Source organism: Pseudomonas sp. NBRC 111131 (assembly GCF_001320525.1).
Classification (GTDB): domain Bacteria; phylum Pseudomonadota; class Gammaproteobacteria; order Pseudomonadales; family Pseudomonadaceae; genus Aquipseudomonas; species Aquipseudomonas ceruminis.
Map to the genome: position 1 here is coordinate 42,617 of NZ_BCBH01000021.1, position 18,032 is coordinate 60,648.

The following is an 18,032-nucleotide window of genomic DNA, read 5'->3' on the forward strand; positions in this document are numbered from 1 at the left end:
CAATATCAAGTTCCTCAATGGTTGCTTTGGCTCCTGCTGGCGCTGGGAACCACGATGTGGGGCCTGGCCAAGTGGATGGAGCGGCAGGAGGCCAAGACGGAGTGCAGTCATGATTGAGCACACAGATCCGGGTTGGTCTGCATGCCCAATACTGCAGGCTTTGCAGCTTTCTGCACGGCAAACACTAGTTGGCATTGCACCTTATCTGGAGCGGTTTCACAGTGGGCGGGAAGGCCTGCAGGAATTCCAGGTTGATGGACTGCTGTTCTACCCTCTGGAGCTAATCAAGGGCGTGCTGGTACGTTCGCCTCAATGGCCGCGGCGCTTAACTGCGCGCTGGGTGGCGGGCGCTGGCGAGCCAGCTACCCGGGGCTTTGAGTTCATGACCAGGAGATAACGAGATTGACCCTCCCTTACGAAAGAACACGCGCCATCCTCAAAACAGAGGAGTTCCTGCGTGAACTCTCCCGTCATTCGGGGTTACCGCAGGATATCCGCAGCTATGCGAAAAGCCTGCTCAGGCACTATCCATCTGCCGATCAAATTTTCTCGCTGGGGCGCCTTGAGGAATGTCTGGTAAACGAAGCGCTTGAAGATGAATACCGACGGCGGGTAATCGCCTTCCACCAGCCGTTGCTCTGCTCGTCGCTGGAGTCGACACGATAGCAATGTCCTGCCCTCATTCTGAGCCGCCGGTGTCTCACCTCGTCAGGCAGCGGGTTAAGTTTCTGCGCAAGGGGAGGCCTTTCAGCATCAGGTGTCTTGCAGGGCTTGGTTCGAGCTCGGCCATCTCCAAGGCAGTCGCCCAGCTTGTTCGCCGTGGCGAGCTTGAGCGTGTGTATCGTGGCATCTACATGCGGCCGAAATACAGTCAGTACACTGGTCGGGTTCATCGTCCTGGGCCTTGGGACTTGGTGAATCTGATTGCCAGGCAGAACCGTTGGAAGCTGCAGATCCACGGCGCTGATGCCGTGAGACATTTCGGGCTGAGTACACAGATGCCGGTCATCCCGATCTATTACACGAGCGGCTCCAGTCGATCTCTATTCGTGGGGAAGGCCGAGATCAGGCTCGTGCATGCCGCTCCGATGGTGATGCAGTGCGCAGGAACCAAAGTGGGGATGACCATCAGCGCTCTGTTTTATCTCGGCAAAGGTGGTACTACGCCGGAGTGTGTTGCTGTAATGAAAAAAGCTCTCAGCCCTGAAGACCTGAGCAAAATAGTGGCCTGCAGAATGCCGAAATGGATGCGCGCAGCGCTGGAGACAACATGAGCCGGTAAGAAGCAGCCAGACACTCCGTTTGGCTGCCTATCCCTCTATCAGAGTCGGACCTGCATCTATTGCTGGCTGCCCTTCTGCATATTTATCCGCGCTCTGCGGATATAGCTCACCGACACGCTGAGCCGGCGGGCGATCTCGGCGTCGGAAAGGCCCCCGAACTCCGAGATAATTTCGGGTGTCATTTCGGGCAACGGTCGCTTGTACGCTTGTATTCCAAGCTCCCTACGCATTTTTTTGACCGGAAAATTACTGACGCCTAAACGGTCAGCGACTTCTGTATCCGGCATCATCCCCAGTAGAGCTATGGCTTCGCTGGTCCAAATGTCCTCCAGTGGTTTGAAACGCTCACGACTGATCTTTGACTCTGGGATCTTCAGCTCCGCTCTCGCACGCTTGATTCGGTTGATGGAAACACCGTACGGGCTTGCCAGCGCGTAATCAGGACGAACTGGAAGGGCGTGTTCGCTCGGTCATGAGACGATTGCAATTACACCCCCAAAGAATCCGTTCTTATTTCCGGCATCCACGTATCGCCTACGCGGCATGATTTGGTGTATTTGATTGCCGGGTTAATAGTGCGGGGTAGCCCACCGTGAGTCACTACTGCTAGTAGCCGATGGCAGAACCATCTTTACGCGGATCAGAACCGGCAGTCAGGGTGCCGGTTTGAGGATCGATGAGAATAATTTGACCGCCGCCCAGCGGCTTATAGCTGGGTGAATCGACCAGCTTATGCCCAAGCGCCTCAAGGCCCTGACGGGTATCAGCACTGACTCCCGCCTCCACCTGTACCACACCGTTCTCGAAGAACACTCGTGGCGCATCGATTGCCTCTTGCGCATCCATGCCGTAGTCGATGATGTTGGTCAGAACATGTACCTGCCCCACCGGCTGGTAGTCTCCACCCATCACGCCAAGTGGTGCAATCACCTGACCGTCCTTACAGAGCATACCCGGCATAATGGTATGCATGGGCCGTTTAGTCGGGGCGATAACGTTCGGATGTTCAGGACTCAGGCGAAAACTTTTGCCACGGTTTTGCAACAGCACACCGGATTTTGGAGCAACCACACCACTTCCAAACTCGTTGTAGATTGAATTGATAAAACTCACCACGTTGCGGTTTTCATCCACCACACACAGATACACCGTATCCGAGTGATCCAGCACCGAGTCAGGCAGCTCGCCTGTCGCTTTAAGGTTAATACCCCGGGCCATTTTTTCGCCCACTTCAGGCGCCAGCAGTTGCTCCACCGATGTGTTCATAGACGCCTGATCGGCAAGGCGCAGATCACGCTCACGGTAGGCCAGACGCGAGGCTTCAACTTCCAAATGAAGGCGTGCGGCACTCTCAGGATGCAACTCTTTCAAATCGAAGTGGCTCAGGGTATTCAGCATCAGTAGGGCTGTTAAGCCTTGGTTATTGGGTGGCACCTGATACAAATCAAAGCCACGGTAACTACCTTTAATAGGGTCGACATAATTGCCCCGGCACTCGGCAAAATCTGCCAGCGTGTGCAGCCCGCCACCAGCTTGCAGCGCCTCCACCATATCCTCGGCGATAGCGCCGGTGTAGAAGGCATCGCGACCAAATTTGGCAATCGCCTCCAAGGTATTGGCTAGTTCGGGCTGACGATGAATTTCGCCAGCCTTGGGGGCGCGGCCTTCAGGTAAAAACACCCGACGCGCATTGTCGATTTCTTTCAGCCACGGCTCGTTTTGCGCCCAGTCTCCCGCCACTCTGTCGGCCACCACATAACCTTCGCGGGCGAAGAAGATCGCGTCTTTAAGGACTTCTTCACGTGCCAGAACGCCGTGCTCATCCAAAAGCTGACACCAGGCATCAATCGCACCCGGCACCGTCACGCTATGCGCACCGCGACCGGGAATGGCATCAAGGCCCTGCTGCAGATACCAATCAAGGGTGGCGGCCTTTGGCGAGCGGCCCGAGCCGTTAAAGGCGCGCACCTTTTGATCTTTACCTGCCAACAGCACAAAGCAGTCACCGCCAATACCGGTGGCTTGCGGCTCAACCACCGCCAATACCGCAGCAGCGGCTACGGCAGCATCCATCGCACTGCCCCCACGGCGCAAAATATCCAGGCCGGCTTGGCTGGCCAGCGGGTGAGAAGTGGAAATCATGCCGCGCTGGGCACGTACCGGGGAACGGCCAGGTAGATGTAAGTTACGCATGGTGAAAACTCCGCAAACGGCTGGCATGTTCTGGATTTAAGGCCAAGGCAGGGACACGCCCGGCTAACAAGTCCTGGACTTGTGCCACACATTCCATGGCTTGGTAATCACTGGCCTCGGGTGTCAGCCCGGCAACATGAGGGGTAGCAATAACATTGGCGAGCACGGCAATTTTTGGATTCGGCTGCTCATCAAGGCCGCGCCCCACATCAAGGCCTGCGCCTTGAATCTGACCGCGGGTGAGTGCGTGATAAAGCGCTTCCTCATCAACCAGAATGCCTCGGGCGATATTGATAAAAAAGCTGTCTTTGCGCATTTGGCCAAACGCCCTAGCGTTAAACATCTCTATGGTTTCGGGCGTGGCGTAGGCTGCGGCAACCACATAATCAGAGGAGGCCAGCAGCTCCTCAAAACGCACCTTTTCAATGCCCTGTTCGGTGATCTCTGCGTAAGGGTCATAGACTGACACCTGCATGCCCGCACACAGACAAAGGGCCGCGATGCGCTTACCAATCGCGCCATAGCCGACAATGCCTACACTGGCTCCATAAAGCTGGCGACCAAAGACCATCGGCTGCTGATGCACGCCCTGATGATAAAGTGTGGCAGCCTGGGTAATACCGCGGCCCAGATCAATCATCAAACCCAAGGCCAGCTCACTACAGGCCTCGGCGTAACCTGCGCTGCAACGCACCGCCAAGATGCCTGCAGCACTGGCTGCTGACACATCGACATTGCGCGCATCCACCGCGCAGCGCAAAAAAGCCAGCAGGTTCGGCAGACCCGCAAACACCAAGGCCTCGCCCGGCGCCAGGCGATCAGAAATAATCACCTGACAATCTTTGGCTGCTGCTACTAGCGCATCGCCCCGCAAGGGCTCGTCACTATCGTTTAGCCGTACATTGCCAAGCCCCTGCAGGGTAGTTACCGCGCGGGCACTGAAGAAGTTTTTCAATAAGTCGCGGTTATGGGTAATCAGGATATTCATCTTTATCCCTTGGCAATTGGCAGATGACGCAACAGCCAGTTGTTCATGTCATGCACCACATCATCACGCCACGACAAGTGCCCCGGGGTATAACGAACCGAACTCAGGCCTTTTTGCTGTTTTTCCAGGATGCCAACATCTTCCAGAGCTACTGTGCCCCAGCGGTGGTAGTAAGGCTGAGCGCGCTCTTCAAAGTCGGGCAGCTCCAGCAAGTGTTTGGGGAAGCAGCCGCCCACCGACAAGTGCGTACGATCCACCGCAATCGGCCTTACTACCAGCCACCACATGCAATCTTGAGCGCAGCAGAATTGGGTAGTGGGCTCGACCAGAGTGAAGAAAGTGCCTTGTTTAGCCTGTTCGCTCAGGCCTTCAATTTGCGGAAAAGGCGCGTCCTGGGTTTTGTCGAGGACTGCGCTCGTCATCAACGACTGCACTTGAATGGCGTGCCATTCGCCTTTGGCTGCAAAGGTCAGGCTATTTTGCGCGCCTACGGTTTTGGCATGGACGATCCCGGTGTGATAGGTCTCCATTGCGTTTTCCAAAAGCAGCTTCCAGTTGCATTCGGCGATGATGTCTTTGCGCCAAACGCAGACCATATCCTCTAATTTGTTGGTCCCGACCAGCTCATCAAAGTCACCTAGATGGGTCATTAAATCCGGCGCGTTGTCGTCGAAATTTAAAAAGATATTGCCGCGCCACACGCTCATGCGAATCGGCACCAGCGCGTTATGTTCCGGATCAAAGCCCGGAACATCAGCCATCCCGGGCGCCCGCATCATGCTGCCATCCAACTTGTAGCTCCAGGCGTGATAGGGGCAGAGGATGTTGCGACGGTTACCGCAGCCTTCCAGCAGAATCGAGCCACGGTGACGGCAAAAGTTGGCAAAGGCGTGCAGCTCGCCTTGCTCATCACGGGTCAGCAGCACCGGCCCGCCCACGGTATCAATGGAGCGGTAGTCGCCCGAGCTGGCAAGCTCATCGGTACGCGCGGCAAAGAACCAGTTCTTTAAATGGATATGCTCCACTTCCTGTTTGAAGATTTCTTCACTGGTGTAGTAGTGCGGTGCAAGAGCACGGGCCTCGCCCAGTTCAGTGCCGCTCCAGAGGTACTTCGCAGAGTGGATCGTCATCATGCAACTCCAGTCACAGGTGTAGCGGCACCGCCGCCCAGATACAGTTGTTTTAAAAGGTCGGCATCCAGACTTGCACCGGAGCCTTGGTAGACAAGACGGCCCTGCCGCAGCACGTACGCGCTGTCAGCAATGGCAATTGCTTCAAGGGCGTTCTGCTCAACCATCAGCACCGTGATGCCCTTGTCGCGAATACTGGCTACCGCTTCCAGCACCCGGTCAATCATCTGCGGCGCCAGCCCCATGGTTGGCTCGTCCAGGATCAGGCATTGCGGGCGCGACATTAGCGCCCGGCCAATCGCAAGCATTTGCTGCTCTCCTCCGGAGAGGGTGCCGGCGAGTTGTTTGGCGCGGGTTTTCAGGATCGGAAACAGCTCGTGCAGCTCGTCGATATCACGGTCGATGGCGCGCTTGTCGCGCTGAATGTAGGCGCCCAGCAGTAAGTTCTCGGTGACCGTCATGCTGGCAAACACCAGCCGGCCTTCCGGTACATGGGCAATGCCCAGTTCGGAGCGGCTTTCAGCGCGTAACTTCAAAAGGTCGTGAGTGATATAGCGGATGCTGCCGCTGACCGGTTTCACCAGCCCTGAAATGGCTTTCAGAGTGGTGCTTTTACCTGCACCATTACTGCCGACCAGACTGGTGATCGTACCGGGCATCACCGCCAGACTGATATCGGTCAACGCTTCAACGGCGCCATAACGCACGCACAGGTTATCGACCTGAATTAATGGCGCAGTCATGCTTTGCCTCCTTTCACCTTTTGTTTGCCGAAGTAGGCGCTTTGCACGGCTTCATTGGCGAAGACTTCGGTCACGCTGCCTTCAGCCAGTTTTTGCCCGTGGTAGAGCACCGTGATCCGGTCGGCTAGACCATGGATGATGCTCATATCGTGTTCGACCAAAAGAACACTGGTGCCGTCGTCACGGATGCGTTTAATCAGGGCCGACAGCTCTTCCTTTTCGGCCAGGTTCATACCCGCCAAGGGCTCATCCAGCAGCAGAAGACGGGGGCGTGAGATCAGCGCGCGGGCAATCTCTACCCGGCGCTGATGGCCGTAGGCAAGGGTGGTGGGGGCACGCTCATCAAAGCTTTCATCCAGACCGACAAAGCGCAGAAGTGCTTTGGCTTGCTCAACCATCTGTGCCTCATGCACGCGCAGCGCCCGACGTAAAAACAGCAGGTGCCAGAGGTTTGCGTCAAAGTGCCGGTGGGCACCGACCAACACGGTTTCCAAGACACTCATCGCACCAAACAAACGGATGTTTTGAAAGGTGCGGGCCAGCCCTGCCTGGGCGATCACATGGGCTTCACGCCCACAGACTTCACTCCCGCTGATGGTCAATGACCCCGCTGTCGGTTTAACGAAACCAGACAGGGCATTGACCACAGTGCTTTTACCCGCACCATTGGGACCGATAAGCGCATGTATATGGCCCTCCCGGATACTGATATCCAGCCCGTCCACCGCCTTCAAGCCACCAAATGTCACGCTTAAACCTTGAGCATTTAGCAGGGCGTTCATTGCGCCACCAGCTTGACCCGCGCTTTGGCGGCAAGTCCTTGAGGTCGGTACAGCATCAAAAGGATCAACAACAGGCCCAGAAGGGCAAAACGCGCTTCAGGGAAGGCTTCAACAAAGGGCAAATCCAGCGCCAGCTGCAGGAACACCACCCAAATCAACGCGCCGATAAAGGGACCAATCAAAGTACCCAACCCGCCCAGAACAACCAGCATCAGCAGCAGAATGTTTTCAAACAGACTGAAGTTGAAAGGGCTGATGTACTGCTGGCTGTGGGCATAAAAGGTGCCAACCAGTCCACCAATAAAGCCACCGAAGGCGTAGGCATATAGCTTGTAGCGCGAGGTCGGGATGCCCATGGCTTCGGCAGCGTCTTCATCTTCACGTATGGCCACCCATGCCCGACCAACATGGGAGCGCACAATGCGAGCAATCACGAACACCACCAAGGCCGCCAGCGCCAACGCATAAAGGTATTGGGCCTGAGCGCTGGCCAACTCGTAACCAAACAGGTTTGGCAACGGGATATCGCGAATGCCCATCGGCCCCCGGGTCAGATCCACCCAGTTGATAGCCACGATGCGAATAATCTCGCCAAAGCCCAGGGTCATGATGGCCAGGTAATCGCCGCGCAGCTTTAGCGTCGGGTAGCCGATACACATTGCAGCCAGCGCTGCGAGTACACCGCCGACGATGAAGTTGGCGTACATCAGCCACCAAACCTCAGCAGATTCAATGCCGAAGCCCTGGCGCATCACCAGAATGAAGATGATTGAGGTGAAATAGGAGCCCACCGCCCAGAAGGCGACATAGCCCAGATCCAGCAAACCGGCAAAGCCCACCACCACGTTCAGACCGCTGGCGAGCATCCCGTAGATCAGCACGAAGATTAAAATCCGCAGCCAGTAGTCGCTGGTCACGACGAAGGCAAGACTAGCTGCAACAGCCACCAGAGCGATCATCAGCCAAGGACTTGGGCTGGCGAATTTACCTAGCAGGTGCTCAACGCGAGCCATCAACCAGCCGCTTTGCGGGCTGTTGCCCAACAAACTTCCACGCTCACCAGCAACGGTTTCCGGCCGGCCGAGCAGGCCTTGCGGGCGGAAGTACAGGAGCAAAATCAGCACACTGAAACTGATGGCGTCTTTCCAGGCGTTGCCGTTCGGCAAGTAACCACCACCCAAGGTTTCCATCATCCCCAGCAACAACCCGCCCAACGCAGCACCCGGAATGCTGCCAATGCCGCCCAAAACCGCTGCGGTCAGCGCTTTAAGCGCAGGTATAAAGCCCATAGTGGCGTGGGCAAAGCCGTAGGTTTGCGCGTAAAGAATCCCCGCCAGAGCGGCAAAACCTGAGCCAAGTAAAAAGGCGATGGCGATAATGCGGTTTACCGGGATGCCAATTAAGGTTGAAGCCGTGCTGTTGTCAGCCGTAGCCCGCATCGCCCGACCAAGGCGGCTGCGCGCCACGAACTGGTGCAACCCCAGCATCGCCACAACCGCCACGATAATGGTTAATGCTTCTGGCACAGTGAGATAGAGCGAGTTGAACAAGACGATCACTTCCATCTCTGAAAGCGGGTTTTCCGGGAAGCGCAGCTCTTCAGCACCCCAGATACTTTGCGCCCCGCTTTGCAGCAGCACAGAGATTGCGATAGAGGTAATTAAAGGCGCCAACCGCGGGGCGTTGCGCAGTGGCCGGTAGGCCAAACGATCCACCACAACGCCTAATATTCCAGCCAGAACAATTCCGAAAGCAGCTGCCAACGGTAGCGCGAAGTGCGGCATCGCCACCGAAACTCCAAACAGGCTGATCTGGTCGAGCATCAAGCTCACGGTAATAAAGGCGCCCAACATGAAGAACTCGCCAAAGGCGAAGTTCACCATGCGCACCACCCCGTAGACGAGACTGAAGGCTACGGCCGCCAGTGCGTATATCGCACCAATGGTCAGGCCGTTAAGCAAAAGCTGAGCAAAGTATTCCATGGCAAACCCATCTGTGTTGCACGAAAGCAGCGGCGCAGCCGCACGGCAAATGGGGCGGCTAGACCGCCCTGAGGTTTACTGGGTGTCGGCTAAGCGAAACGCGCCGTCTTTGACTTGCAAGAAGTACAAAGACCCCACGCGATCGCCGCTAGCCTCAAAGGTCGTTGGACCAGTAACGCCCGGAATATCTTTGATGGTGGAGAAGGCCTCATTAAGCGACTCACGGGTGAGTGCGCCCTGGCTCTTGGCTTGAGTCACCGCTGCGGCCAGAGTTTTACCGGCGTCATAGCCAAGGGCCGCCCAAGCATTGGGCTGCTCGCCATAGGCGCTTTGGTAGGCGTCGATAAAGGGGGCCGTGGTCTCGGTGGAAACCGACGGATCAAACATTCCGTAGGTGATCATGCCCTCCACCGCGCTGCGGCCCAGACTGATCAAATCAGGGTTGAGCGATCCGTCACTGCCTAGGAGCTGAACCTTGATTCCCAAGGCGCGTGCCTGTTCGGCAATTTTTGCTGCTTCAGAATAAAAACCACCGATAAAGATCGCGTCCGGCTTGGCAGCACGCGCCTTGATCAGCAGGGTTTTAAAGTCTTTGGTGCCCAGCAGGTAGCTTTCCTGACCAACAATCTCAGCGTTTTTCGCCGCAGCATCACTGAAGGCGCTTGATAGGCCGATACCATAGTCATCTTGCTGGTTGAGGATATAAACGCGCTTAAAGCCCAGCTTTTCCGTGGCGTAACGCCCCATGGTTTGCCCTTGGGTTGCATCGGTCATCACGTTGCGGCGGAAGTACGCACTGGCACCAGTTAAATCAGGACTGGTGACAGCAGAGGCCAGCACCGGCAATTTGCAGCGGTCAAACACCGGAACTGCAGCCAGTGCAATAGAGCTGAACGAGTAGCCCATCACTACATCAATGGACTCATCCGAGCAAAAGCGTTGTGCAATCAAAACACCTTCGCGAGCCTCACCACGGTCATCAGCCGAAGTCAGACTGAAGGTGGTGTCCGAAGTCTGATTGAGTTCAGTCAGGGCAATCTCTAGCCCCTTGCGGATGTTCAAACCAAATGCCGCAAAATCCCCTGACAGGGCTGCGGTAAAGCCAATTTTAACTTCCTCAGCAGCCACCTGCGTACTGATCAAGGGAAGAGCGGCCAAAGAACTCAGAGCCAGTCGTTTCAACATAAGCATTCTCCAAAGTCAGGATAAGCATGAAGACGATTGGGCAGCGTTAAGGCAATCAATTGGTCTTATTGGTTTGTTTTTTTATTCAGCATTTAGACCTGGATTTGATCTTGCCTTGCCTTGCTCTTGCTGGCAACCACTTATATGCTGGCTCCACTGAAAAAATTCACAAGAGCACATTGGTATGAATGGTTTGCCTGAAATCTTAATTGGTGCAAATGGTTCAGGTGGAAACAATGTCTTAGGCATCACCGCAGTCAACTCCAAAGAGCAGCTGCTGAGCCAGCTTTTGGGGGCGATGCGCACCGGCAGATTAAAAGTCGGAGACAGGCTTTTAAATGAGCGTGACCTGGCTGAATTTTCAACCCTTTCGCGGTCCACCGTGCGCGATGTCCTTAACACCCTTGAGAAGCAAGGGCTGCTAGAGCGGCGCGTCGGACGCGGTACTTTTCTGATCGCCCTTCCCGGGCATGAGCCGCTTGGAGAGCCGGGGAACGAATCCCTGGTTACGCCCGCTGAGCTGATTGAGTTTCGGCTGACAGTGGAACCGGCCCTGGCTGATTTGCTGGTGCTCAAATTGAGCGATGCTGAAATTGACAGGATTCGCGGTGAGCTGTTAGCAGGCCGACATGCCACCAGCTGGGATGAAGTGGAAAGGATCGACCGCGACTTCCACCTAATGCTCTACAGCGCCACACAAAACGCCATGTTCATCGAGTCCGGACGCAAGGTTGCGCGCATGCGCAACAACCCGGCCTGGCTGCGTCTTAAAGCTCATCGTTTTAACCGCGAGCGCTGGCTGGTGTTCCAGCGCGAACACGAAGCCATTCTGGATGCTCTCGCCATGCGCGATGCGCAAACCGTAGCCGACCTACTGCGCCACCATATCTCTGGGGTGCGTATGGATTACGCCCTGAACCGCTCTAACGCGATAAACGTACCCAAGGAGTAGCTGCTATGCCTGAGTCTTCGCACAAGCATCTTTTGTTTATTGACGGCCATTGGTGCTCAGGCCAAAAAGATGCATGGCTGGCAGTGGATAACCCCGCAACCAGCCAAACGGTAAATGAAGTGGCTGTTGCCGAAATCGAAGACTTGGATATAGCCCTAAACGCCTGCGCCAGGGGCTTTTCCGTTTGGCGCAAAACTCCCGCAATAAAGCGCGCGGATGTACTGCTTGAGGCGGCGCGACTGATCCGTGAGCGCCTTGAGTCGCTAGCGCAGACCTTAAGCCTTGAGCAAGGAAAACCCCTGCCTGAGGCACGCATGGAAATAAATTCCTGCGCCGAGCTTTTACAGTGGTACGCCGAAGAAGGGCGACGCGCTTGTGGTCGTCTGGTGCCGGCACGCGACAGCAAAGTGATCAACATGGTTCGGCGTGATCCGGTAGGGCCGGTGGCCGCATTTTCGCCGTGGAACTTTCCAGCCTCGCAAGCTGTACGCAAACTCGCGCCGGCCCTCGCGGCTGGCTGTTCGATTATCTTGAAAGGGCCAGAAGAAGCGCCGGGCGCGCTGATTGGGGTGGTGCAGGCACTGGTAGACGCCGGCCTGCCTGACGGAGTGCTGGCGTTGGTGTTTGGCCGGCCGGCTGAGATTTCTGCGCATTTGATTGCCTCACCGATTATTCGCAAAGTCTCGTTCACAGGCTCCGTGCCGGTTGGCAAGCTGATCGCCACCCAAGCGGCACAGAACGTCAAACCCTGCACTCTAGAACTCGGCGGACATGCTCCGGTTCTGGTATTCGAGGATGTGGATATCCTCGACTGCGCACAAAAGCTGGCACAGGCCAAGTTCCGTAACGCAGGGCAGGTATGCGTCTCGCCTACCCGCTTTTATATCCAGCAAAGTGTTTTTGCCGAATTCACCCAGGCATTTGTCGAGGCCGTACAACGTATAACCATTGGCGCAGCCCAAGAGCCAACCACACAAATGGGCCCACTAATCAACCAACGGCGCTGCGCGCAAATCGCCGACTTAGTCGCCGATGCCAAGGTCAAAGGCGCTACCGTCCTAACCGGTGGAGGGCCGCTAAGAGACTCCGGCTATTTTTTTGCGCCAACCGTGTTAACCAACGTTCCAGAAAACGCCCGCGCGTGGATGGAAGAACCTTTTGGTCCACTAGCGCTGCTGGCGCCGTTTAACTCGGTGGATGAGGCAATTGAGCTGGCCAACAACACAACCTTTGGTCTTGCTGCCTACGCCTTTAGCCACAACCTCGCAGTCTGTCATCGGCTAAGCGACGAGCTCATCACCGGCATGCTTGCCATTAATCACTTTGCGTTGGCCTTTGCTGAAACACCTTTTGGCGGTGTGGGTGAAAGCGGTTACGGGCGTGAAGGCGGCAGTGAAGGCTTGGATGTGTATTTGGTTAATCGCCTGATTACTCAGGCAGTGGCTTAGATTTCGGCTTTTGCGCTTTGTAAGCGAACGGGCATTACACCTTGCCGACGGATACCCAGTTGTGCGGCAGCAGCTCGGCCAGAGCGCTGGCCTTCTGTGTCGGCAGTCGCGTTAGCACATCCTTGAGATAGGCATACGGATCATGCCCATTCATCCGCGCCGACTGGATCAGGCTCATGATTGCCGCCGCCCGTTTGCCGCTGCGTAGCGACCCGGCAAACAGCCAATTGGAGCGACCTAGAGCCCACGGGCGGATCTGGTTCTCGACTTGGTTGTTGTCGATGGGCACGGCGCCGTCGTCCAGATAGCGCGTCAGCGCTACCCAGCGTTTGAGGCTGTAATCCAAAGCTTTCGCCGTGGCTGAGCCGTTGGGCACAAGATCACGCTGGGCCAGCATCCAGTCATGTAGTGCGTCGAGGAGCAGTGAAGCCTTTTCCTGCCGTATTCGCCAGCGTTCTTCATTGCTCATGTCGCGCACTTGGCGTTCGACTTCGTACAGCCCAGCGATAGAGTGCAGCGCCTGTTCGGCCAGTTGGCTTTTGTTCGCCGCGTGCAGATCGAAGAACTTGCGGCGGGCGTGAGCCATGCAGCCGATTTCGGTGATGCCTTGCTCGAAGCTGGCCTTGTAGCCAGCGAAGTCGTCGCAGACCAGCTTGCCATTCCACTGGCCAAGAAAATTGCGCGCATGCTCGCCGGCACGGCTGGGGCTGAAGTCGTAGACCACGGCCTTCAGATCGGCGAAGGGCGTGGTGCTGTAGGCCCAGACGTAGGCACGGTGGGTCTTCTTCTCGCCGGGCGCGAGCATCGAAACCGGGGTTTCGTCGGCATGGATCACGCGCTGGGCAAGCACCGCTTCGCGCAGCGCATTGAAATTCGCCTACGGTCTGTCTGACTTTGCCGTGTAAGGTTTACGATATCGGCTCCAATCTGCCGGGAGCCCCGATTTCCATGCGTGGCGCCGATATCACTCAGGAATCCTTGTTCACTGTCGCCAAGCTCGATGACTTCGTGCCAGCGACTCACCCCCTGCGCGCCATCCGCAAGCTGGCAGACACCGCTCTGCAGCGGATGAGCGCCCTGTTCGACACATTGTATGCCGACACCGGCCGCGCCTCGATCGCCCCCGAGAAGCTGATGCGGGCGCAGTTGCTGCAGTTGTTCTACTCGCTGCGCAGCGAGCGGATGCTGATGGAACAGCTGGGCTACAACCTGCGGTTCCGCTGGTTCGTCGGCCTGGCCATTGATGATCCGGTGTGGGATCACTCGGTCTTCTCGAAGAATCGTGACCGCCTCAATGCCCAGGCAGTGGCCGCCGAGTTTCTGAGCGAGGTGGTACGCCTGGCGGAGAAGCAGGGGCTGATCTCGGATGAGCACTTCTCGGTCGACGGCACATTGCTGCAAGCCTGGGCCTCTCAGAAGAGTTTCCGTCCCAAGGACGATACGCCAGACGACCCGGGCCCCGGCCCGCGCAATGCCCAGCCGGACTTCAAGGGGCACAAGCGCAGCAACGACACCCACGCCTCGACCAGCGATCCGGATGCCCGGCTGTACCGCAAGAGCCACAACACCGGCGCGCAGCTGAGTTACATGGGGCATGTGCTGATGGAACACCGCAGTGGCCTGGTGCGCAGTGCTCATGTGACTCTGGCCGGTGGTCGTGGCGAACGCGAAGCCGCGCTGGCGATGCTGAGCAAGCTGGGTGGTCGCCGTCGACGCACCTTGGCTGCGGACAAGGCTTACGACACGGCAGACTTCGTGGCCGCCTGTCGTGCCCTCGGCGTGACACCCCATGTTGCGCAGAACACCAATGGTCGTCGCAGCGCCATCGATGGCCGTACCACGCGCCACGCCGGCTATGGTCTGAGCCTGAAGATTCGCGCCTGGATCGAAACCCACTTCGGCTGGCTCAAGGCGGCGGCAGGCCTGCGCCAGGTGAAGCAACGCGGACTTGAGCGTGTCGACGCGCTGTTCCAGCTGGCCATGGCGGCAAGCAACCTGGTGCGTCTGCCGAAGTTGCTGGCTACAGGCTCAATGGCATGAGCGCGTTGACGGGGAAGGTGCGCCTGGAGCACACCAAATCGGGCTATTTCCATCGATTGGCGCCCTAAACGGGAAGTAAACGAGCGCGACCGCTGCTGCCAGAAGCAGTGGACGTAATCATCGCGGCGAATTTCAACAGGCTGCTAGGGTCTGTTGCCGTTTCGCGCCAACAAATGGTGGTTTCGTCGGGGATGCGCTCCAGGTTCAGCCCGGCAAACTGGCGCAGGATCGTGGTTTCGTACAGCGCTTCCTCCATCGCTGGATCGCTGTAGCCGAACCAGTTCTGCAGCAGATGCACACGCAGCATCGCCATCAACGGGTAGGCCGGACGGCCACCTTCACCCTTCGGATAATGTGGCTCGATCAAAGCAATCAAGCCCTTCCACGGCACCACCCGATCCATCTCGATCAGGAACAACTCCTTGCGGGTTTGCTTGCGCTTGCCAGCGTACTCGGCGTCGGCGAAGGTCATCTGCTTCATCGGGAAACTCGGTGGGTGGGGTCGCGGTATTTTGCCAAATCAGAAAGTCTTTTTCAGAGTTTCCCTAGGCTGACAAGCCAAGCGCTGGATCGCAACCATCCATCACCTTATCCAGCTAGATCTGCCTCCTCCAATAAGTGCCGCACAAATCCCGGCGGGTGCAGATTTCCGGGAGGTTTGCGCCAGATCAGTTGGAGACGCTTTTCAAGCCCCGGGATGGGAAGAGCTACCAGCGCGCCACTGCGAACTTCGTCTTGTACTGCGGAAGCCATCACCAACGACACGCCGAGTCCCGCCCTCACTGCTTGTTTGACTGCCTCGGTGCTGCCTAGCTGCATACCGCTGCGAGGCACGCCCAGTTCGCCAAAGTATTCGGTCAGAAGCCGTCCGGTACCGCTACCCGGTTCACCTCCCAGCATCGGCAGGTCCACCAGACGATCACGTTCTATGCACCCTGCTTCAGCCAGCGCATGGTCGGGGCTGACGATAAGCACCAGCGGCTCGACCCGCCAGAGGCGGTGTTCGAAGTCGGGGTGAGGTAGCCACCATTCCATGATCGCGGCGTCGAGCTGGCCCGCCAGTAGCTGGTCGGCCACATCCGGGTTGGCGGCGATGCGCAGATCCACCTCGCCCCTCTCATTTGCGGTCGTCAGATAGTTGCGCACGAATGGCTGGAGAAGGTAGGTGCCGATGTTGGAGCTGGCCCCGACGCGCTCACGATTGCCATGCAGGGCTTCTAGCGCCCGGGCGTGCATGTCGAGCAAGGCGGTCGCATGCGGCATGAAGGCCAGCGCCCGTGTGGTAGGCTGGCAGCCGCTACGACTGCGCTGCACCAGCGTTACGCCGACCTGCTCTTCAAGCTTCTGCAAGTGCTGCGACACCGTCGGCTGGGCCAGCCCCAACGCCCTCGCCGCGCTCTGAAAACTGCCTGTTTGAACGATCGCTACCAGGCTCTTCAGCCAGACCGGATTCAACATGCGGCAGGCTCGGCCTTGGGCAGACGGTTCGCAGCGTTGATTGGGCGCGCACCTGCCAATACCTGGATGATGTTCTGCGCTGCACAACGTTCAATCTCCAGGCGCACCGCGCGCACTGCCGACCCTATGTGCGGAGTGAACAGCGTATTCGGATGCGCGAGCAGCGCAGGATCGATCAGCCGCGGCCGGTCCGCGCGAGCCCAGTCTTCCATTTCGAATACATCCGCCGCATACCCTCCGAGCTGGCCTCGCTCAAGCGCCGCGAGCACGGCGGCTTCATCCACTACCGAACCACGACAGGGGTTTACAAGCAGAGCGCCCGGCCGTACGAGGGCAAGCAGCTCGGCGTTGACCAGATGCTGGGTATCGGCATTCAAGGGAAGCGCCAGCAGGATGAAGTCCGAGCTGGCGAAGAGTTCGCTGCACGCCACCTGGCGCAGGCCGAGCCGTTGCTCGGTTTGTGTATCCAGAGCCTTCGCCTCGTGGTACTGCAGGGTCGCGCCCCATCCCTGCAAGCGATCAGCCATGGCCAGTCCGATGGCGCCCATGCCAAGGATGCCGACCGTAGCGTTATCCAGCCCCGTGCCGTAGAACTGTGGTTGCCAGCCCTGGAACTCGCCAGAGCGGACGAACGCATCTGCTGCCCGCAGATGCCGCCCCAGCCCCACCGCCAGTCCGATCGCCAGCTCGGCAGTCGGGACCGTCAACAGATCAGGCACGAAGGTCAGCCAGACCCCGCGGGCAGTACAGGCGTCCACATCGAAATTGTCGAAGCCCTTGAGCGCGCAGCCGACTACACGCAGCTCAGGGCAGGCTTGAAGAAAGTCTGCATCGACCCGATCGGGCATGAACGCCATCATCGCCTGAGCATCGCGGCAGCGGCGCAGAATTTCCTCGCGCGTCAGCGTGCTGTCGGTCTGGTTGGTCATCAGCTCGCAATGTGGCGCCAGCAGTTGCAGGATCTCATCGTGTACTCGGTGAGTTATAACGAGTTTCGGCAGCATGGTTTGTCCTATTTGAAACGTTTGCGCAGCACGCCACTGAAGGCGTCTACTAGCGTGACCATGGCCAGGATGACCAGCAGGATTGCTGCAACCTCCTGGTACTGCATGATGCGCAGCGAGCCCATGAGTTCGAAGCCGATACCGCCAGCGCCAACCATGCCCATCACGGTGGAGGCGCGAAAGTTGTATTCCCAGCGGTAGATCGCCACGTCGGCGAACTGCGGCGTCACCTGTGGCAAAACCGCGTGCAGCAGCACTTGCATCGGCGTAGCCCCCGCCGCCCGAGCGGCTTCCACCGGCGCTTCGTCGACGTGCTCGATGGCCTCGGCGAAGAACTTGCCGACCATGCCGACCGAATGCAGACCCAGGGCAAGCACGCCCGGCAAGGCGCCGAACCCTACGGCTGCAACGAAGATGATGCCCATGATCAGCTCCGGCACCGACCGCAGGGCATTGAGCAGCACCCGGGCAACACCGAACACAAGGGGGTGCGGCGCCGTATTGCGCGCTGCAACGAAGGCCACCACCAGCGAGAACACCACTGCGATGGCCGTACCGGCGATGCTCATCGCCAAGGTGTCGATCAAGGGGCGAATCCAGCTTCGATAGCCCGAAAAGTCTGGCGGCATGGCCTCGCCTGCCAGGGTCGCGATGGAGGGCAGCCCGTTCAGCAGCGTGGTGGCATCGAGCAGCCCCACGTACCAGCAGGCCAACAGCACCACTCCGAATACAATCGCCACCTGCCCCAGCTGGCGCCACCAACCGAGGCCGAAGCCTCGAAGGATGTGCTCGCGTTGCTCTGCAGGCAGCGCCTGCACGTCGTAATGAGTAGACATATCGGTGC

General features: G+C 57.9%; 16 protein-coding genes and 3 pseudogenes. 7 read left to right on the plus strand and 12 right to left on the minus strand.

The genetic code is table 11. The features are described from left to right. The first annotated feature begins 109 nt into the window (after positions 1 to 109). The 4 genes and pseudogenes from APH34_RS18655 to APH34_RS29290 form a co-directional block, all read left to right on the plus strand. Entirely contained in the window at positions 110 to 397 is a 288-nt protein-coding gene (locus APH34_RS18655; protein WP_054881264.1) for a hypothetical protein, read from the plus strand. 5 nt (positions 398 to 402) lie between these two features. Then, entirely contained in the window at positions 403 to 666 is a 264-nt protein-coding gene (locus APH34_RS28775) for a BPSL0761 family protein (RefSeq protein ID WP_060499449.1), read from the plus strand. Positions 667 to 695: 29 nt separating this feature from the next. Continuing rightward, positions 696 to 1,274: a DUF6088 family protein gene (locus tag APH34_RS18665; protein ID WP_306303013.1), complete on the plus strand. Its 579-nt coding sequence runs from the start codon at positions 696 to 698 to the stop codon at positions 1,272 to 1,274. 424 nt (positions 1,275 to 1,698) lie between these two features. Further along, positions 1,699 to 1,830: pseudogene (locus tag APH34_RS29290) on the plus strand (IS630 family transposase); the annotation flags it as partial. Between the two features lie 59 nt (positions 1,831 to 1,889). Here the strand turns inward: APH34_RS29290 and ggt are convergent. From ggt to APH34_RS18705, 7 genes are all read right to left on the minus strand, one after another. Then, on the minus strand, positions 1,890 to 3,476 hold the full coding sequence (gene ggt, locus APH34_RS18675) for a gamma-glutamyltransferase (RefSeq protein ID WP_054881260.1): 1,587 nt from the start codon (positions 3,474 to 3,476) through the stop codon (positions 1,890 to 1,892). After that, positions 3,469 to 4,464, minus strand: coding sequence for a D-isomer specific 2-hydroxyacid dehydrogenase family protein (locus APH34_RS18680; protein ID WP_023083522.1), 996 nt, complete (start codon positions 4,462 to 4,464; stop codon positions 3,469 to 3,471). Before APH34_RS18680 ends, ggt begins: the two co-directional genes overlap by 8 nt. A gap of 2 nt (positions 4,465 to 4,466) precedes the next feature. Next, entirely contained in the window at positions 4,467 to 5,597 is a 1,131-nt protein-coding gene (locus APH34_RS18685; protein WP_049878502.1) for an aromatic ring-hydroxylating dioxygenase subunit alpha, read from the minus strand. After that, positions 5,594 to 6,337 (minus strand): ABC transporter ATP-binding protein, encoded by a 744-nt coding sequence (locus APH34_RS18690; RefSeq protein WP_033982761.1) that lies wholly within the window; start codon positions 6,335 to 6,337, stop codon positions 5,594 to 5,596. Before APH34_RS18690 ends, APH34_RS18685 begins: the two co-directional genes overlap by 4 nt. Continuing rightward, positions 6,334 to 7,119, minus strand: coding sequence for an ABC transporter ATP-binding protein (locus APH34_RS18695; RefSeq protein WP_033982762.1), 786 nt, complete (start codon positions 7,117 to 7,119; stop codon positions 6,334 to 6,336). The genes APH34_RS18690 and APH34_RS18695 overlap by 4 nt, the downstream gene beginning before the upstream one ends. Next, positions 7,116 to 9,101 (minus strand): ABC transporter permease, encoded by a 1,986-nt coding sequence (locus APH34_RS18700; RefSeq protein ID WP_033982764.1) that lies wholly within the window; start codon positions 9,099 to 9,101, stop codon positions 7,116 to 7,118. Before APH34_RS18700 ends, APH34_RS18695 begins: the two co-directional genes overlap by 4 nt. Positions 9,102 to 9,176: 75 nt before the next feature. Next, the gene (locus APH34_RS18705) at positions 9,177 to 10,286 is read right to left on the minus strand and encodes an ABC transporter substrate-binding protein (protein ID WP_054902420.1); all 1,110 of its coding nucleotides are present in this window, start codon (positions 10,284 to 10,286) and stop codon (positions 9,177 to 9,179) included. A 184-nt stretch (positions 10,287 to 10,470) separates the two neighbouring features. On the opposite strand from APH34_RS18705, the gene APH34_RS18710 reads away from it, so the two are divergent. Both APH34_RS18710 and APH34_RS18715 read left to right on the plus strand, forming a co-directional pair. Next, positions 10,471 to 11,238 carry a FadR/GntR family transcriptional regulator gene (locus tag APH34_RS18710; protein ID WP_033982767.1) on the plus strand — a complete coding sequence of 256 codons (768 nt, stop codon included), beginning with the start codon at positions 10,471 to 10,473 and terminating at the stop codon, positions 11,236 to 11,238. Positions 11,239 to 11,243: 5 nt separating this feature from the next. Beyond that, the gene (locus tag APH34_RS18715) at positions 11,244 to 12,686 is read left to right on the plus strand and encodes an NAD-dependent succinate-semialdehyde dehydrogenase (protein WP_033982769.1); all 1,443 of its coding nucleotides are present in this window, start codon (positions 11,244 to 11,246) and stop codon (positions 12,684 to 12,686) included. A 34-nt stretch (positions 12,687 to 12,720) separates the two neighbouring features. Here the strand turns inward: APH34_RS18715 and APH34_RS18720 are convergent. After that, positions 12,721 to 13,554, minus strand: a pseudogene (locus APH34_RS18720) (IS66 family transposase); the annotation flags it as partial. Between the two features lie 80 nt (positions 13,555 to 13,634). Between APH34_RS18720 and APH34_RS18725 the strand changes: the two are divergent. Continuing rightward, a complete protein-coding gene (locus tag APH34_RS18725) occupies positions 13,635 to 14,726 on the plus strand; it encodes an IS5-like element ISPa8 family transposase (protein ID WP_054881258.1) in 1,092 nt (363 codons plus the stop codon). Positions 14,727 to 14,898: 172 nt separating this feature from the next. Here the strand turns inward: APH34_RS18725 and APH34_RS18730 are convergent. From APH34_RS18730 to phnE, 4 genes and pseudogenes are all read right to left on the minus strand, one after another. Beyond that, positions 14,899 to 15,207: pseudogene (locus APH34_RS18730) on the minus strand (IS5/IS1182 family transposase); the annotation flags it as partial. 107 nt (positions 15,208 to 15,314) lie between these two features. After that, on the minus strand, positions 15,315 to 16,184 hold the full coding sequence (locus tag APH34_RS18735) for a LysR family transcriptional regulator (protein ID WP_010466239.1): 870 nt from the start codon (positions 16,182 to 16,184) through the stop codon (positions 15,315 to 15,317). Continuing rightward, a complete protein-coding gene (gene ptxD / locus APH34_RS18740; RefSeq protein WP_003118429.1) occupies positions 16,178 to 17,188 on the minus strand; it encodes a phosphonate dehydrogenase PtxD in 1,011 nt (336 codons plus the stop codon). Before ptxD ends, APH34_RS18735 begins: the two co-directional genes overlap by 7 nt. Before the next feature lie 8 nt (positions 17,189 to 17,196). Continuing rightward, positions 17,197 to 18,024, minus strand: a complete 828-nt coding sequence (gene phnE / locus APH34_RS18745; RefSeq protein WP_010466252.1) for a phosphonate ABC transporter, permease protein PhnE — start codon at positions 18,022 to 18,024, stop codon at positions 17,197 to 17,199. Positions 18,025 to 18,032 lie beyond the last annotated feature (8 nt).